11 protein-coding genes and 1 riboswitch are annotated in these 17,885 nt (G+C 45.2%); of the genes, 10 read left to right on the top strand and 1 reads right to left on the bottom strand.

Going from position 1 to position 17,885, the window contains the following annotated elements; genetic code table 11:
* Window positions 1–121: 121 nt before the first annotated feature.
* The gene (murA, locus tag V1225_RS00810; protein WP_251614262.1) at window positions 122–1,387 is read left to right on the top strand and encodes a UDP-N-acetylglucosamine 1-carboxyvinyltransferase; all 1,266 of its coding nucleotides are present in this window, start codon (window positions 122–124) and stop codon (window positions 1,385–1,387) included.
* A 95-nt stretch (window positions 1,388–1,482) separates the two neighbouring features.
* Here the strand turns inward: murA and spoIID are convergent, their stop codons facing one another.
* The gene (gene spoIID / locus V1225_RS00805) at window positions 1,483–2,433 is read right to left on the bottom strand and encodes a stage II sporulation protein D (RefSeq protein ID WP_160202906.1); all 951 of its coding nucleotides are present in this window, start codon (window positions 2,431–2,433) and stop codon (window positions 1,483–1,485) included.
* Window positions 2,434–2,540: 107 nt separating this feature from the next.
* Between spoIID and V1225_RS00800 the strand changes: the two genes are divergently transcribed.
* From V1225_RS00800 to V1225_RS00760, 9 genes are all read left to right on the top strand, one after another.
* The gene (locus V1225_RS00800; RefSeq protein WP_160202905.1) at window positions 2,541–4,490 is read left to right on the top strand and encodes a fructose-1,6-bisphosphatase; all 1,950 of its coding nucleotides are present in this window, start codon (window positions 2,541–2,543) and stop codon (window positions 4,488–4,490) included.
* A 188-nt stretch (window positions 4,491–4,678) separates the two neighbouring features.
* On the top strand, window positions 4,679–5,200 hold the full coding sequence (locus V1225_RS00795) for an ECF transporter S component (protein WP_251632053.1): 522 nt from the start codon (window positions 4,679–4,681) through the stop codon (window positions 5,198–5,200).
* The gene (locus V1225_RS00790) at window positions 5,197–5,907 is read left to right on the top strand and encodes an amidohydrolase family protein (protein ID WP_338547219.1); all 711 of its coding nucleotides are present in this window, start codon (window positions 5,197–5,199) and stop codon (window positions 5,905–5,907) included. Before V1225_RS00795 ends, V1225_RS00790 begins: the two co-directional genes overlap by 4 nt.
* Window positions 5,908–5,952: 45 nt before the next feature.
* Complete coding sequence (locus tag V1225_RS00785; protein ID WP_338547217.1) at window positions 5,953–6,822, top strand: radical SAM protein; 870 nt, start codon at window positions 5,953–5,955, stop codon at window positions 6,820–6,822.
* A 572-nt stretch (window positions 6,823–7,394) separates the two neighbouring features.
* The gene (gene rpoB / locus V1225_RS00780; protein WP_160202901.1) at window positions 7,395–11,060 is read left to right on the top strand and encodes a DNA-directed RNA polymerase subunit beta; all 3,666 of its coding nucleotides are present in this window, start codon (window positions 7,395–7,397) and stop codon (window positions 11,058–11,060) included.
* Window positions 11,061–11,077: 17 nt separating this feature from the next.
* Window positions 11,078–14,902 carry a DNA-directed RNA polymerase subunit beta' gene (gene rpoC, locus V1225_RS00775; RefSeq protein ID WP_338547215.1) on the top strand — a complete coding sequence of 1,275 codons (3,825 nt, stop codon included), beginning with the start codon at window positions 11,078–11,080 and terminating at the stop codon, window positions 14,900–14,902.
* A gap of 461 nt (window positions 14,903–15,363) precedes the next feature.
* Window positions 15,364–15,903, top strand: coding sequence for a GNAT family protein (locus V1225_RS00770; RefSeq protein WP_251614278.1), 540 nt, complete (start codon window positions 15,364–15,366; stop codon window positions 15,901–15,903).
* A complete protein-coding gene (locus V1225_RS00765) occupies window positions 15,900–16,088 on the top strand; it encodes a hypothetical protein (RefSeq protein WP_338547212.1) in 189 nt (62 codons plus the stop codon). The genes V1225_RS00770 and V1225_RS00765 overlap by 4 nt, the downstream gene beginning before the upstream one ends.
* A 246-nt stretch (window positions 16,089–16,334) precedes the next feature.
* Window positions 16,335–16,510, top strand: a riboswitch (cobalamin riboswitch).
* A gap of 65 nt (window positions 16,511–16,575) precedes the next feature.
* The gene (locus V1225_RS00760) at window positions 16,576–17,883 is read left to right on the top strand and encodes an NCS2 family permease (RefSeq protein WP_161909347.1); all 1,308 of its coding nucleotides are present in this window, start codon (window positions 16,576–16,578) and stop codon (window positions 17,881–17,883) included.
* Window positions 17,884–17,885 lie beyond the last annotated feature (2 nt).

The raw sequence follows: 17,885 nt of genomic DNA, 5'->3' as shown, positions 1-17,885 counted from the left end.
TCATCTTTAGTTGAAAAAAAGGGGAATCATTAGTATACTAATAGTATATACCTTTGATTGCGGGGAGAAAATAACCTCGCTGGTTAAGGGAAGTGTTAATAACAATTTGTGGAGGATAGATGTGGCGAAATTTTTAGTTCAGAAGAGCGAGCCATTAAATGGAGAAGTAGTAATCAGCGGAGCAAAAAATGCAGTGCTGCCGCTGATGGCATCTGCTATTTTGGCAGAAGAAAAATGTATAATCCGGGACGTACCGGCACTTCGAGATGTGGATGTGATGAAGGATATTTTGCGTTCCCTGGGTTCAGAGATAAACGAACTGGAAGAATCCATTATTGAGATAAATACAGAGAAAATTTTAAAGTGTGAAGCAGAGTTTGACTTAGTCAGCAAAATGCGGGCATCATTTCTTGTCATGGGTCCGCTTCTTGCAAGAGTGGGAAGAGCCAAGGTGCACATGCCGGGGGGCTGCAGCATTGGAGCAAGACCTATTGATTTGCACCTGAAAGGATTTGAGGCACTCGGTGCGGAGATTATCGTAAAGGATAATTACGTGGAAGCAATTGCAGGTCCACAGGGGCTTGTGGGAAACAGCATTTATCTGGACTTTCCAAGTGTAGGCGCTACAGAGAATATTATGTCTGCTGCAGTTCTTGCCAAAGGCACCACTTATATTGAAAATGCGGCAGAAGAACCGGAGATTGTCGATCAGGCAAACTTCCTCAACAAGATGGGCGCAAAGATTAAGGGTGCAGGAACTGATACTATCAAGATTGAGGGGGTTGAAAGCCTCCACGGCGCGCAGCATACAGTCATTCCGGATAGAATCGAAACGGGAACTTTTATGCTGGCTGCAGCTATCACTCATGGACAGATTCTGATTAAGAATGTGGTACCTGACCATGTAAAGCCGATTACCGCAAAGCTTCGTGAGTGCGGTGTCACTGTAGAAATGGGAGATGAGGGCATGTACGTTATTGCGGATAATCCTGATTTGGTTGCAACGGATTTGAAGACCCTGCCTTATCCAGGATTCCCTACGGATATTCAGTCGCCTTTTATGGCATTTTTGACTACGGTAAACGGCGCTAGTACGGTAATTGAAACTGTCTTTGAGAATCGATTTATGCACGTTGCGGAACTGAATCGAATGGGCGCCAACATCAAGACTGACGGTAACCGTGCCATGATTCAGGGAGCAAAGCAGCTGGAAGGTGCGCAAGTAATCGCAACGGATTTGCGCGGTGGTGCAGCGCTGGTTCTGGCAGGACTTGTGGCCCAGGGAACGACAGAGATTTCAGAGATTTATCATATTGAGCGCGGATACGAAAAGTTTACTGACAAGTTCAGAGGGCTGGGCGCCAATATATTCCGTATCGAAGATTAAATAGAATATTGTTTACAAAAGAGATAATCCCAGAGCAAAATCCATATTTGCACCGGGATTTCCTTTTTCGCAGGGGTTTCCCATAGAGCAAGTCGTCATTTGCTTTCTCCTGTGCTGACAGAAGTTCCTCGGTAATAGTGGGAAAGTATTTTTTTATAGGTCTTTCCTTTCTTTGCCAGACCATTGGCGCCGTACTGACTCATGCCGACGCCGTGACCGGAGCCTGCGGTGGTGATAGTGATTTTCGTATTTCCTGAAAAGGATATCTCAAAGCGGGTCGAGTAAAGGTTCAGGGCAGTGCGGATATCGCTGCCGGTGATGGTTTCTTTGCCGACTTTTACAGTTGCAGCTCGGCCTCCTTCTGAACGAGACTTGATTTTGATATTGGATTTTTTGATGGTGCCGAAGTTCTTTTCGGGAAAAGCCTTTTTGATCGCCTTTGAAAAGTCGGAAATCGTCATGGTAGTTTTCTCTTTCTTATGGGTAGCGCCGGGCTCGTAGGAGCTGTCAACGCTGACCAGATAGGCGTAGGTGCCGGAGAAGACATCTTGTGAGTTTTCTGTGGGTCCTGCGCTGGAAGCGAAATAAAGAGCATGTGCGGCAAGTTTTCCTTTATATAAAAGAACCTGACCACAGGTTTCCTCTACCGCTTTGCTGACCTTTTCATCAATGTTGTCGCTGCGATAGACTTGACAGTGGACGGAGTCACAGATTTCGGTTCCGGCAAGGATTCTGCCGAGGGCATAGGTTCTGCTTGCTACAGCTTGCGCCTTTAAAGCTTCGTACTCAAAGGAGGCGGGCATTTCTGAGGCTACTACGCCTTCTATGTAATCTTCGAAAGCGATGGTTTCGTATTTATCCTCTTTTGTCAGGTAAATTCTTACAGTGTCGGGGATTTCTCCATCATAAGTGGAAGTTTCAGGCAGGTCTTTTACCAGAGCCGGAAACAGTTTTATAGAGAGATAGGGCAGGACTACCATGAGGATAACCATGGAGACAAAATAAATGACAGCGTGCTGCCTGTTCAGTTTTCCGTGATGAAACATTGTACAAATTCTCCTTCTGCTTAAGTTTATGCTGATGTGGACAAAATAGACGTGAAAGTATATAATAAATAGGACAACAGTTAAAATATAATTGAAAGGAATCTGATATGCCTGACATTAAATTCCTGGAGCTGCTTTCGAAGGATTATCCCAATATTAAAGCAGCTACAGCAGAAATCATAAACCTGAGTGCGATTTTGGCACTGCCAAAGGGAACGGAGTATTTCCTGAGCGATCTTCATGGTGAACACGAGGCTTTTATCCACATGCTCAAAAGTGCCTCCGGCACCATCAAGACCAAAATTGATGAGCACTACGGCGGCGTTCTCAGCGACAGCGACAGAGAGGATCTGGCGGCACTAATTTATAATCCGCAGGCTGAGCTGGCGCGAAGACGAAAGAACGAAGCCGATTTTAACAAGTGGTGTATGACTGTGCTGCATCGTTTAGTTACGATTTGTCAGTCGGTATCTACCAAATACACGCGCTCAAAGGTTCGCCGCATGCTGCCGAAGTATCTGGACTACGCTATGGACGAACTGCTTCACGCAGACGATGAGGAGAACCGTCTCCATTACTATAACGCAATTATTAAGACCATTGTTGAAAGCGGAATCGCAGATGACTTTATCATAGAAATGGCGGACGCTATCAGTAATCTAGCTGTGGATCATTTACATATTATTGGGGATATCTTTGACAGGGGTGCGCACCCTGATACGATTTTGGATTTTCTGATGGATTACCACGATGTGGATTTTCAGTGGGGCAATCACGATATCGTATGGATGGGCGCTGCTACGGGAAACTGGGCATGTATAGCCAATATTCTTCGTATGAATATTAGTTATAATAATTTTGATATGCTGGAGTACGGATATGGTATCAACTTGAGACCGCTTGCTTCCTTTGCGGAGAAGGTGTACGGCGACGATCCGTGCCAGTTCTTCCAGCCGCATATTTTGGAGAAGAACGAGTACGACCAGATTGAGGAGCCTCTGGCGGCAAAAATGCACAAGGCTATCGCTATCTGCCAGTTTAAGGTGGAAGGGCAGCGTATTAAGGCGCACCCTGAATACCATCTGGAAAACCGTCTGATTCTGGATAAAATTAACTGGGAAAACGGCACTGTGGAAATTGACGGTACTGTATATGAACTGAGAGATACCAACTTCCCTACTGTAGATCCGGAAAATCCGTATGCGCTGACGGAAGAAGAAGAGGAAATGATGAATGCACTGGAAGCTTCTGTCCTGAATTCGGAGAAGCTGCAGAAGCACATTAGATTTCTTTACAGCCATGGTGCGCTATATAAACGGGTCAACGGCAATCTGCTCTACCACGGCTGCATTCCGATGACGGAAGACGGAGATTTTGAGCTTGTGGAGCTCAACGGTGAAGCTTTTAAGGGAAAGGCGTTGATGGATTATCTGGACAGCGAAGTGCGTAATGCGTATTTTTCTCCTGATGAGTCCGGAGAAGTGGGGCGTATGGGCGACCTGATGTGGTATCTGTGGCTGGGGGGTAATTCGCCATTGTTTGGAAAAGCCAAGATGACAACCTTTGAGCGGCTGTTCATCGCAGATAAAGCAGCGCACAAGGAGCCGACCAGACCGTACTATAAGTTGATTAAGGAAAGAGGACCTTGCGAGAAAATTCTTATGGAGTTTGGACTGGATCCGCACCGCTCAAAGATTTTGAATGGTCACGTGCCAGTAAAAATCAAGGACGGGGAAAGCCCAATTAAGGGTGGCGGTCTTCTATATGTCATCGACGGCGGTATTTCTAAGGCCTATCAGAAGCAGACCGGCATTGCGGGCTACACCTTCATCTTCAACTCCAGATTTATGGCACTGGCGCAGCACAAGCCGTATCAGCCGCTGCAGCCTGACGGGACGCAGGAGTTCCAGTCGCCGGAGGTGAAAACTGTAGAGGTCCTTCCGGAGCGTATGATGGTAATCGATACCGATCAAGGACGGGAGCTGACAGAACAAGTAGAAAACATGAAGCGTCTGGTGGAGGCATACCGAAAAGGCATCCTGAAAGAGAGATATTAAATATAGTTTTTAGCAGCAGTACAGTTTTGTAGACTGTACTGTTATTATTTTTGCAAAATTCCTGCGCAATGCGGGCGTTTTAGGGAAATTGTTCCTGTTAAAAAATATAAGAGTGTATATTTTAAACGGTGCAGATTTCTTCTATAATACTAGATAATCGAAGAAGAACTGATAAGGGGGTTATCGCTATGGAAGATAAGAAAACAAAGACTTTGGTTATGACAGCGTTGATGGCGGCAATTGTGTTTGTTGCTACATATCTGATTAAGATTCCAAATCCAGCAACTGGCGGATACAGTCACATGGGCGACTGTATGATTTTTCTGGCTGTATTGATGTTAGGAAGGAAAAACGGTGCTATTGCAGCGGCTCTTGGCGGTGCGCTTTCAGATTTGCTTGCTGGTGCTGCAGTATGGGTTTTACCAACACTGGTGATTAAATATATCATGGCTTATATCATGGGCACTGTGATAAAAAGCAATCCACAGGCTCACAAGCTGCAGTTAGCAGGCTCTATAATTGGTGGTATATTTCAGATTATCGCTTATACGCTTGTAAAGATAGTAATGCTTGGAATGGCGCCGGCTGTTGCATCGATACCTAATGTTACCATTCAGACGACTGTAGGCGTGGTTATTTTTATGGTGCTTTCTGGAGTACTATCCGGCAGAATTATAAATTTGACAGAGAGAGGAGATGCAGCAAAATGAAAATCATAGATGGTCATGCGCATATCGGATATATTGGAGGCTGGGCAGACGTAGGCATTACAGGCGAGCAGCTCATCGCACAGATGGATCGCTTCGGCATTGAGAAAACCGTTCTCTGTCACGAGGACAATGAGGTTACTTTGGATATGATGCGGAAATATCCGGGGTGTATTATAGGCGCAGTTTATGTGAATCCACTTAATCAGAGTACCGTGGATTCCATGGAAAACTATTTTGAAAAAGGGTTTAAGGCAGTCAAGCTAAACCCGCTGCGTCATGCTTATTGCGCGGACAGCGAGGCTCTGGATCCGGTCCTTCATAAAGCAGAAAAAGCCGGCATTCCTGTTTGCATTCACAGTGGTCATCCGCCTTATTCCTTGCCTTGGCAAATTGGGCTTCTGGCTGAGCGCCATCCTGATGTAAAGGTAATGATGATTCATATGGGACATGGTCATGGTGTTTATATTGACGCGGCACTGAAAATGGCACGTCGCTATCCGAATCTTTTTCTGGAAATGAGCGGAATGCCGATGCCGTCAAAAATACGTGAAGCTTATGAGACTGTTGGCAATGACAGAATTATGTTTGGTACAGACACACCTTTTCATGATCCATCGGTGGAACTGCAGAAGGTGCTTGTCAGTGGCGTAGATGAGACAGGCATTAGAAGAATCCTTTATGATAATGCAGCGGCGTTTTTTGCATAAACAAAAAAGAAAGCCAGATAACTGTTTTTGTGTTAAAATAAAGCTATGCATTATGTAACGGTAAAGGGGATACTTTCTCCGGACAATGGTATGAATTTGTACCGCGGTTGCTCTCATGGCTGTATTTACTGTGATTCCAGGAGTAAGTGCTATCAGATGAAACACGATTTTGAGGATATTGAGGTGAAATCAAACGCCATAGAGCTTTTGGGACGCGCCCTATCTCGAAAACGAAAAAAATGTATGGTAGGTATGGGCGCCATGACTGATCCGTACGTCCCTTTAGAGCTGGAATTGCAGCATACGCGAAAGGCGCTGGAAATGATTTATGCTTATGGACATGGCGTAACGCTGATTACCAAGTCTGACAGGGTGCTGAGGGATATCGATCTGTTAAAGGCGATTCACGAAAGGTCTAAATGCGTGATACAGATGACTTTAACGACCTTTGATGAAGGACTGTGTCGAAAAATAGAGCCGGGGGTTTGTACTACAGCAAGGCGCGTAGAGGTGCTGATGCAGTTGAAAGAAGCAGGGATTCCTACAGTTGTCTGGCTCTGCCCAATTTTACCTTTCATCAATGATACGGAAGAAAATCTGAGAGGAATTTTGCGTGGGTGCAGACAAAGCGGCGTGTATGGTATATTGAACTTTGGAATGGGCGTTACTATGCGTGAAGGGAACCGCGAGTATTTTTTCCAACAGCTGGATTTACAGTTTCCCGGAATGAAGCAGCGATATATGGAGTACTACGGAAATCAATATGTGCTGGAAAGTCCACGCAGCAGGAAGCTAATGGAAATTTTTGTATCTACTTGCAAAGCGTATGGAATTGCTTATGAAAGGGAAAAGGTTTTTCAGTTTTTGCGAACTTTAGATAGTAAGGAGCAGGGAGAGCAGCTAAGCCTTTTTTAGTATAAGGGCATAACGAGCACGGCAAACCCACGAAAACGTTTAGTGATTTTCTGGAACAGACAAAGCTGACAGCTTTTTAGAGTTTTGTCAGCTTTGTCAGTGTTTCTATCAAAAATCCTGACAGAACTGACAATTATTTTTGATTTTGTCAGCTTTGTCAGGATTTCAGGCGTATTAAGATAGGATTCTTTACAATTTGCTGACAAAATCCTGCATGCTGGTATCATTTTGTCAGTATTTATGGTTCAGGATACTTTTCATGCATTTGCCGTGAATAACGGGTTGTAATTATTGACGGAGCGACATTTCGCTGGCGGAAGTGAGGGAAGATATCGGAAAGTATATAGAAAACAATTGAAAAAAATAAATCATAACAGCAGGTACGAACCAGTATCAAATGGATTCGTACCTGCTTTTTCTGCGAAAATGCGCGCTTGGTTGGAGGAAAGGGACTGTGAGATTTTGCAAATGCGCAAATTTTTCCATGATTAGCTTGACTATTTGACAAGAATATGGTATCATAATAGACTGCCACGCAAATGTAAACTGTGAAGATATAAGGAGTGATAAATATGCCAAAACCTATCAAAGTAGGTAGAAAAGACCGTATGACATTCTCAAAAATCAATGAAGTTGGCCAGATGCCAAATCTCATTGACATCCAGACCAGTTCATATGATGCTTTTATCAAAGAAGGTCTGAGAGAAGTTTTTGAGGACATCTCCCCGATTAGAGATTATGCGGATAATCTGATTTTAGAATTCATTGATTACTCCCTGAACGATCCTCCGAAGTATGAACAGGAGGAGTGTAAGGAGAGAGATGTAACATACGCAGCTCCGCTGAAAGTCAGAGTAAGACTCGTAAACAAAGAAACTGGAGAAGTAAAGGAACAGGAAGTGTTCATGGGAGATTTCCCTCTGATGACAGAAAAGGGAACTTTCATTTACAATGGCGCTGAACGTGTCATCGTAACACAGCTGGTTCGTTCCCCGGGACCTTACTACGGTGTCGAAACTGACAAATCTAATAATAAACTTTATTCCACCCAGATTATTCCTAACAGAGGTGCATGGTTGGAATACGAGACAGACTCCAACGAAATTATTTCCGTTCGAGTTGACAGAACCAGAAAGCAGCCGCTGACTACGCTGCTTCGTGCACTGGGTATCAGCTCCGACAGAGAAATTATTGATATCTTCGGTGAAGACAGCAGACTGCTGAAGACCTTAGAGAAAGATACAACCAATGACTACGAAAGTGGTCTGAAGGAAATTTACCGCAGACTGAGACCTGGCGAGCCTCCTACAGTGGACAGCGCTAGATCCCTGCTGAATTCCCTATTCTTTGATCCAAAGAGATATGACCTAGCTAAAGTAGGAAGATATAAATATAACAAGAAGTTAGGGCTGTCAAACAGACTGCCTGATGTTGTCGTTGCTGAGGACGTTATCGATCCGAACACTGGAGAAATCCTGGCGGAAGCTGGTCAGAAGATCAGCCGCGCTCTTGCAAAGGACATCGAAAATGCCGGTGTTGAATATGTAATGGCACGTGGAAAAGATGATGAAACACAGATTACAAAAGTAATCGGCAGCAGATTTGTCGAGCTGTCTCAGTATGTAGATTTTGACACGACAGATCTGAAAGTGGCAGATCAGGTATATTATCCTGTACTGATGGAAATTTTGGAACAGTGCCAGGATGAGGATGAGATTAAACAGATGCTGGTGACAAGAAAGAATGACCTTTCTCCAAAGCATATTATTATGGAAGACATCATTGCATCTGTCAGCTATATTCTAAACCTGAATTATGGCATTGGAAGCACTGATGATATCGACCATCTGGGCAACAGAAGACTGAGAACTGTAGGAGAACTGCTCCAGAATCAGTTCCGTATCGGTCTTGCCAGAATGGAACGTGTGGTTAAGGAAAGAATGACCATTCAGGACATTGAGGTAACAACGCCGCAGGCGCTGATGAATATTAGACCTGTTACGGCTGCAATCAAGGAATTTTTCGGAAGTTCTCAGCTGTCCCAGTTCATGGACCAGAACAATCCGCTGGCAGAGCTGACTCACAAGAGAAGACTTTCCGCATTGGGACCTGGCGGTCTTTCCAGGGAAAGAGCCGGATTCGAAGTGCGTGACGTACACCACTCTCACTATGGAAGAATGTGTCCGATTGAGACGCCAGAAGGTCCGAATATCGGTCTGATCGGTTCCTTGACGACCTATGGTATCGTAGATGAATATGGATTCATTGAGACTCCATATAGAGTAGTAGATAAAGAAACCGGTGTGGTTACAGAAGAAATCCGTTATATCACTGCAGACGAAGAAGAACTGCTGATTATCGCCCAGGCAAATGAGCCGCTGGATGAAGAGGGACACTTTGTCAATGCAAAGGTTGCTGCCAGAGGTGTCGGCGGCGAAATCGCTATGTTCGCAAGAGAAGTTGTAGACATGATGGACGTATCTCCGAAGCAGGTAGTATCCGTTGCAACTGCAATGATTCCGTTCCTGGAAAACGACGACGCCAACCGTGCCCTGATGGGTTCCAACATGCAGCGTCAGGCAGTGCCTCTTCTGGTAACAGAAGCGCCGTTTGTAGGAACTGGTATGGAATACAAGGCAGCCAGAGATTCCGGTGTTGTAATCCTCGCTAAGAATGCAGGTACTGTTGAGTTTGTTGACGCTGACAAAATCCGTATCAGAAGAGATGACAACAACGAATTAGATGAATATAAATTATTGAAGTTCAAGCGTTCCAATCAGGGAACCTGTATTAACCAGAGACCGATTGTATCTCACGGTGAACACATTGAAGCCGGCGAAGTAATCGCTGACGGTCCTTCCACAGACCTTGGAGAAATTGCACTGGGCAAGAACCTGCTCATCGGCTTCATGACCTGGGAAGGCTATAACTACGAGGACGCAATCATTCTGAACGAAAGACTTCTGATGAATGATGTGCTGACTTCCCTGCATATCGTGGAATACGAAGCAGAAGCAAGAGACACCAAACTGGGACCTGAAGAAATCACCAGAGATATTCCTAACGTCGGCGATGAGGCGCTGAAGGATCTGGATGAAGAGGGTATCATCAGAATCGGTGCAGAGGTTGACTCCACAGATATTCTGGTCGGTAAGGTAACGCCAAAGGGCGAGAACGACCTTTCCGCAGAGGAAAGACTGCTGCGCGCCATCTTCGGTGAGAAGGCAAGAGAAGTCAGAGATACTTCCCTGCGCGTGCCTCACGGTGAAACTGGTATCGTAGTAGACGTAAAAATCTTCACAAGAGAAAATGGCGACGAACTGCCGCCAGGTGTCAATAAATTAGTAAGATGCTATATCGCAACTAAGAGAAAAATCAATGTAGGCGATAAGATGGCAGGTCGTCACGGTAACAAGGGTGTAATTTCCCGTATCCTACCGGAAGAGGATATGCCATTTAAGGAAGACGGCGAGCCGCTGCAGGTTATGCTGAACCCTCTGGGTGTACCTTCCCGTATGAACGTTGGTCAGGTGTTGGAAGTGCATCTGGGTCTTGCAGCAAAGACTAAGGGCTGGTATATTGCAACACCAGTATTTGACGGTGCGACCGAAAAAGATATCCGTGAGCTTCTTGAGGACTGTGGTTTCTCAGAGACAGGTAAACTGAGACTGAGAGATGGCAGAACCGGTGAGTGGTTTGACAATCCTGTAACCGTAGGTTACATGTATATGCTCAAGCTTCACCATTTGGTAGACGATAAGATTCACGCAAGAAGTACTGGTCCGTACTCTCTGGTAACGCAGCAGCCTCTGGGTGGTAAAGCACAGTTCGGCGGACAGCGTTTTGGAGAGATGGAAGTTTGGGCGCTGGAAGCATACGGCGCAGCACACACACTGCAGGAAATCCTCACCGTAAAATCCGATGATATCGTAGGTCGTGTACAGACTTATGAAGCAATTGTCAAAGGTGAAAATATTCCGGAACCGGGTATTCCTGAGTCCTTCAAGGTTCTCATCAAGGAAATGCAGTCACTGGCACTGGATGTAAGAGTGCTTACTGAGGACAACGAAGAAATTCAGATAAAGGAAGTATCCGAATATGATGACGTTTCCGGTATCGACGGCATTATGGACGTAGATACGGAACTGGAAAGTGAAGAAAAATTGTTTGCAGAGGGATTCACAGAAGAGACCCCCGACGACGATATGACTGAGAGCTTTGCAGATGATGAGTTATAAGAAAGGGGAGGAAATCTTTGACTGAGAATGTAAATAAGAACACAAACAATTTCGAATTGAATAATTTCGAATCTTTACAGATTAAACTGGCTTCCACAGAAAAGATTCTGGAATGGTCTCACGGCGAAGTAACAAAGCCGGAGACAATTAACTACAGAACCCTGAAGCCGGAAAAAGACGGTCTGTTCTGCGAAAAGATTTTCGGACCTATGAAGGACTGGGAATGTCACTGCGGTAAGTACAAGAGAATCAGATATAAAGGTATCGTCTGCGACCGCTGCGGTGTAGAAGTAACGAAAGCAAAGGTGAGAAGAGAGAGAATGGGGCACATCAAATTGGCTGCTCCGGTTTCTCATATCTGGTATTTCAAGGGAATCCCTTCCAGAATGGGACTGATTCTTGACATTACGCCAAGAAACCTGGAAAAAGTTCTCTACTTTGCGGCATATATCGTAACCGATCCTGGCGATACAGGACTTGGCTACAAAGAAATTCTGACTGAAATGCAGTACAGAGAAGCCAAAGAAAAGTACGGAAATGACTTTAAAGCGGCCATGGGTGCAGAGGCAGTCAGAGAACTGCTTTCTCAGATTGATCTGGAAGAGCTGTCTGCATCTCTCAGAGAAAAGCTGAAGGATGCCAGCGGTCAGAAGAAAATCAGAATCGTAAGACGGCTTGAAGTTGTAGAAGCTCTCCGAATTTCTGGAAACAAGCCGGAATGGATGATTCTGGAAGTAATTCCGGTTATTCCGCCTGATATCAGACCGATGGTACAGCTGGACGGCGGCAGATTTGCAACTTCTGACCTGAATGATTTATACAGAAGAGTAATCAACAGAAACAACAGACTGAACCGTCTGTTGGAACTGGGCGCACCTGATATTATCGTCAGAAATGAAAAGAGAATGCTGCAGGAAGCTGTAGACTCTCTGATTGACAACGGCAGAAGAGGAAGACCTGTTACTGGTCCTGGCTCCAGACCGCTGAAATCTTTGTCCGACATGCTGAAGGGTAAGCAGGGTCGTTTCAGACAGAACCTGCTGGGTAAGCGTGTTGACTACTCCGGACGTTCTGTAATCGTAGTCGGACCGGAACTGAAATTCTATCAGTGCGGTCTGCCTAAGAAAATGGCGCTGGAACTGTTCAAGCCTTTCATCATGAAAGAACTGGTTGAACAGGGCTATGCCCACAATATCAAGAACGCCAAGAGAATGGTAGAAAAAGTAAGACCGGAAGTATGGGATGTATTAGAAGGTGTCATCAAAGAACACCCTGTAATGCTGAACCGTGCACCGACGCTGCATAGACTGGGTATCCAGGCATTTGAACCGGTACTGGTAGAAGGTAAGGCAATCAAGCTGCACCCGTTGGTATGTACAGCATTCAATGCTGACTTTGACGGAGACCAGATGGCGGTACACGTACCGCTTTCCGTAGAAGCACAGGCAGAAGCCAGATTCTTGATGCTGTCCATCAATAACATTCTGGCGCCAAAGGATGGTTCCCCAATCACTACGCCGACACAGGATATGATTCTGGGTGCGTACTATCTGACCTATCCGGGCACCTGCAAAAAGGTTGAAATCGTTGACGGCAAGGAAAAGGTTTCCTATGATAAAGACGAATTTAACGACAGAAAAGCTTCTGAAGCTCACAAGGCCGCAGGCTTTGAGCGTGTACCGGAAAAGGGCGACGGCAAAGTATTTACTGACCTTGATGAAATGCTGATGGCATATCAGGATGAAATCGTTGATATCCACGCTAAGGTAAAGGTTAGAATGTACCTTGACGAAAATGACCAGAGAGGACATCTGGTTGAATCCACTGTGGGAAGATTCATCTACAACCAGCAGATTCCGCAGGATCTCGGCTTTGTTGACAGAAATGTTGACCCGTATTCCTTGGAAGTTGACTTCCTTTGCGACAAGAAAAAGCTGGGTGCGATTATCGATAAGTGCTACAAAGCACATGGCAATACTGGAACTGTTATCATGCTTGACTATATCAAGGATATGGGATATCACTATTCCACAAAGGCTGCCGTTACAATCGGTATCGACGATATGAAAATTCCTGACAACAAATGGGATATCGTAGCAGAATCTCAGAAAGAAGTTGACAAATACGAAAAAGCTTTCAGAATGGGTCTGATTTCAAACTCTGAAAGATACGATAAAGTTATTGAAATCTGGAACAAGACTACGGATGATGTAGCAGACGCACTGATGGAATCTTTGGATCCGCAGAACAATCTGAACATCATGGCAACATCCGGAGCCAGAGGTAGTAAGAACCAGATCAGACAGGTCGGCGGTATGCGTGGTCTGATGGCGAACGCAACTGGTAAGACTGTAGAAATTCCAATTAAGGCGAACTTCCGTGAAGGGCTTTCAATCTTGGAATACTTCATTTCTTCCAACGGTGCTCGTAAAGGTCTTGCCGATACAGCGCTTCGTACAGCCGACTCCGGTTATCTGACAAGAAGACTGGTTGACGTATCTCATAACGTTATCGTTAGGGAATTTGACTGCGGCACTGACGAGGGTGTGGAGGTTAGAGCCTTTACCGACGGTAAAGAAGTCATCGAACCTTTGAATCAGCGTATCGCAGGAAGAACTGCGCTTCTTGACATTGTAAATCCGCAGACCGGGGAAATCATTGTTGAACAGGGCGAGGAAATCAGCGATGAACAGGCAATGGATGTTGTCAACGCAGGCATTGACTCCGTTGCAATCCGTTCCGTTATGACTTGTCACTCCAGAACCGGTATTTGTGCAAAATGCTACGGAAGAAACCTGGCAACAGGTGAAGAGGTTAATATCGGTGAATCTGTCGGTATCACTGCGGCACAGTCCATCGGTGAGCCGGGTACACAGCTGACTATGAGAACATTCCATACCGGTGGTGTTGCAGGTTCCGATATCACCCACGGTCTTCCGAGAGTAGAGGAATTGTTCGAGGCTAGAAAGCCAAAGGGTCTTGCAGAAATCTGCGAGGCAAACGGCAGAGTAATCGATATTCAGCCTAGAACTGACAATAAGACAGAGGTTATCGTAAGAAGCGATGACGGAGAAGATATGACTTACGTTGTGCCTTATGGCGCAAGACTTGCCGTAAAGAAGGACGATTATATCCTTGCCGGCGGTAACATCACCAGCGGTCCTTTGAACCCGCACGATATTTTGAGACTCAACGGTGTTGAGGGCGTATATCAGTACCTGCTCAAGGAAGTGCAGCGTGTATATAAGAACCAGGGTGTAGATATCAACGACAAGCACGTAGAGGTTATCGTAAGCCAGATGCTTTCCAAGTTCAAGATTGAAGACGCAGGCGATACGGATCTGCTTCCGGGTGGTCTGTACAGCAAGTTTGAAATCAAGGAAGCAAACGAAGCTGCCTTTGCAGCAGACGGCGAACCTGCAAAAGCGAAACAGATGTTGCTTGGTATTACCAAGGCTTCTCTGGCAACTAACTCCTTCTTGTCTGCAGCATCCTTCCAGGAAACCACCAGGGTTCTGACTGATGCCGCAATTAAGGGCAAGAACGATAAGCTGATGGGTCTGAAGGAAAACGTTATCATCGGTAAGCTGATTCCTGCAGGAACCGGTATGAAACGTTACAAAAATATTGACGTGGATTACGGTGTAAATGAGGAATTCATGCGTGAATATACTCGTATGCAGGAAGAGGCCCTGTTAGAAGCTGAAACTGACGTGGAAGCGATGGATGATGAAAGCGCAGAAGATTTGGATTTGATGAGCATGCCTAACGAGGGTATTATGGAAATGGATACAGCATTGGTGCTGGAACCGGAAGAATCCGAGCTGATTGAATTAGAATAAGAGACTGGATATTGTAAAGGGGCTACTTGTACGGTTGACCAATTAGGTTGATCTGAGGAGGTAGCTCCTTTTTGTTAGTGCGTTCTGTGCCGCCTGTGCATATATTCGTAAAAAAGACCTAAAATATGCATAACGTCCTGAAGGAATCTGCATATTTTTGGCGATTTTTCCTCTCATATGCATTTTCGCCAATAAAATACTCTGAAATAGCAACGCGATTACCGGTTCGCAGTGAAAAATATGCATATATAATGCAAAATCCCCGCAAATATGCAGACTGATGTGCATATTTGCGGAGATTTCTTTAAAAATATGCATTTTGCCATGAGGAAGGAGTATCGTGGAATCATTAGCGTTAAATTGGGAGCCAGTCATTTTTATTGACTTAATAGGAATTGTGCGATATATTGAAATTAATTTAGGGAAAAGATTTGGCGGTGAATTCTGAAAGGAGAAAGGATATGAACCCGATTGAAACCAAAGATTTAATCATACGCGACAGCGTTTTTGAGGATTTAAAGTATTTTGACCCATGGGAAAGGCAGCCTGCAGTAACGGAGTTTTTCAGCATTGCGGACGGGCAGAGTCTGGAGGATGTGACCAAGGCATATGTGAAATTTGATGAGGCTGCCGATATGCGCCAGTACACTATTTGTCTGCGCGAGAGCGGTGAGCCGGTGGGAAGAATTATTCTTGGCGATATCATAGAAGGCTGGAAGTGTGAAATTTGGCGGATTTACATTGCGGATACGGCACTTCGCGGCAAAGGCTACGGCAGACAGGCTATGGAAGCGACCATGAAACTGTGCTTTGAGGATTTTGGGATGAAACGGGTATATCTGGATCATTACACGGGAAATCCAGCGGCGCATCTGTATCTGAATCTGGGATTTCAGTACGAGGGCGTGCTGAGAAAGAATTGCAGGAAGAATGGAGTGCTTTACGACGTGCATCTGATGTCCATGCTGGCAGAGGAATACTTTGAGCGATATGGTAAATGAATGCAGTGAATAAGCTGGAAAAACGCCAACACGCCGAAAAAAATTATGCCAACACGCCGAAAAAAATAGACACAGATAAAATGAAAAAACCGGCTTTTTTAATGATTCTTATTGGCGTAGGTGATTATGCTTACCGAAGGCAGGATGGAATTTATGTAGTGCCGGTGGGATGTCTAAAGAATTAAGAATAATTAACAGCCGCCTAGCGAAAAGGGCGGCTGTCTTTATAAGTGGAGTTTGACAGGTTTACGGCGTTTCCTTTTGTACACTCTTCAAGAGATTTTTCCGTCAGTCTGAGAACGGTTTCTGATGTTGACAAAAATAAAAGAATCACGAATATTTGTCACATTTCTTTTTTCATGCCTTTGCCCTGTTTGAAGACATGCAAAAGTCTTGCATTTTCGCTCAAATTGTGTATAATGATATATGAAAATTGAAAAGAGCTTGCCAGTACCCGAAAGGGTTTAAAGGAAAACAGGTGAAATTCCTGTACGCCGCCAACGCTGTAACAGAGGAGTCTTCTTCACGATGTCACTGGGAAACCGGGAAGGCGAAGAAAGATGCTGATACTGGAGTCAGAACACCAGCTGGGAAGCAGCGCAAACGCATTGGAGAGATATGATGCGAAAGTATCTCTGCCGGATGCGTTATTTTTTTATATGGAGGGCACTAATGAAAAAACTATTTAAACTGGAAGAAAATCACACCACTGTCAGACAGGAAGTACGCGCCGGTCTGACAACCTTTTTTGCCATGGCGTATATCATTTTTCTGAACCCGGTATTTCTGTCATCTACAGGCATGAGTTCCGGCGGCGTTATGGTTGCTACATGTCTTTCTGCCGCAGCAGGCACGCTGCTGTGTGCATTTTTGAGCAATAAGCCTTTTGCGATGGCGCCGGGTATGGGGATGAATGCCTTTTTTGCGTATACCCTATGCGGAATTTACGGATATTCATGGCAGCAGGCGCTGGCACTTACCTTCCTTTCCGGAATCCTATTTTTTCTAATTGTTATCTCGCCTCTGAGAGATAAGATAATCAATGCAGTACCTGTAAATCTGAAATACGCTATAAGCGCCGGCGTGGGTCTGTTTATAGCGCTCATTGGTCTTCTGGATACAGGGATTATATCTTTAGCAAGCGGAATGCCTGCTCTCGGGGATCTCAGTTCGCCTACAGTTCTGATTGCATTGCTTGGAGTGGCAATCACAGCTGTTTTGGTGGTATTGAACATAAATGGAAGTTTGATTATCGGTATGGTGATAACGATTGTACTGAGTCTGGCGGCAGGACAGACAGCGATGCCCGACCACCTTGCAGAGTTTCCGGGCGCAATAGCGGACGTGGCTTTTAAGCTTGATTTTTCCGGATTGATTTCAGGAAAAGCGGGCTTGTCCGGTATCCTGTCACTTATTGCGCTTATTATCTCATTGACCATGGTTGATATGTTTGATACCCTTGGTTTTTTAATCGGCACCAGCTCCAGGGCGGGAATGACTGATGAAAAGGGAACCATGCCGGGAAGCGGGTCGATTTTAATTGCTGATGCGGCAGGTTCTGTGATGGGCGCTTTATTTGGAACCTCTACCGTTACATGCTATGCGGAATCGGTTTCCGGGATTGCGGCAGGCGGAAAAACCGGTCTGACTGCTGTAACAACTGCTTTGTGCTTCTTGCTGGCGGTTGTGTTCTCGCCTCTGACAGGGGTGATGACAAGTGCTGTAACTGCACCGGCTTTGATTATCGTGGGAATGTATCTTCTCATGGAAGTGAAAAAAGTTGATTTTGGTCGTCTGGATGACGCCATTCCTGCATTTATTACCATAGTGGCGATGCCTATGACATACTCCATTACGACAGGAATTGCTGCGGGATTTATTTTTTATCTGATTTGCAAAATTGCCGCTGGCAGAAGAAATGAGGTGAATCTGCCTGTTGTGGCGCTGGCTATGGTATTTTTTCTTTATTTCTGCCTGTAAAA

Origin of the sequence: Emergencia sp. JLR.KK010 (assembly GCF_037018265.1) — a bacterium.
Taxonomy (GTDB): Bacteria; Bacillota; Clostridia; order Peptostreptococcales; family Anaerovoracaceae; genus Senimuribacter; species Senimuribacter intestinalis.
Note: the sequence above shows the minus strand (reverse complement) of the source record. Positions and strands in the feature narration are given on the sequence as shown.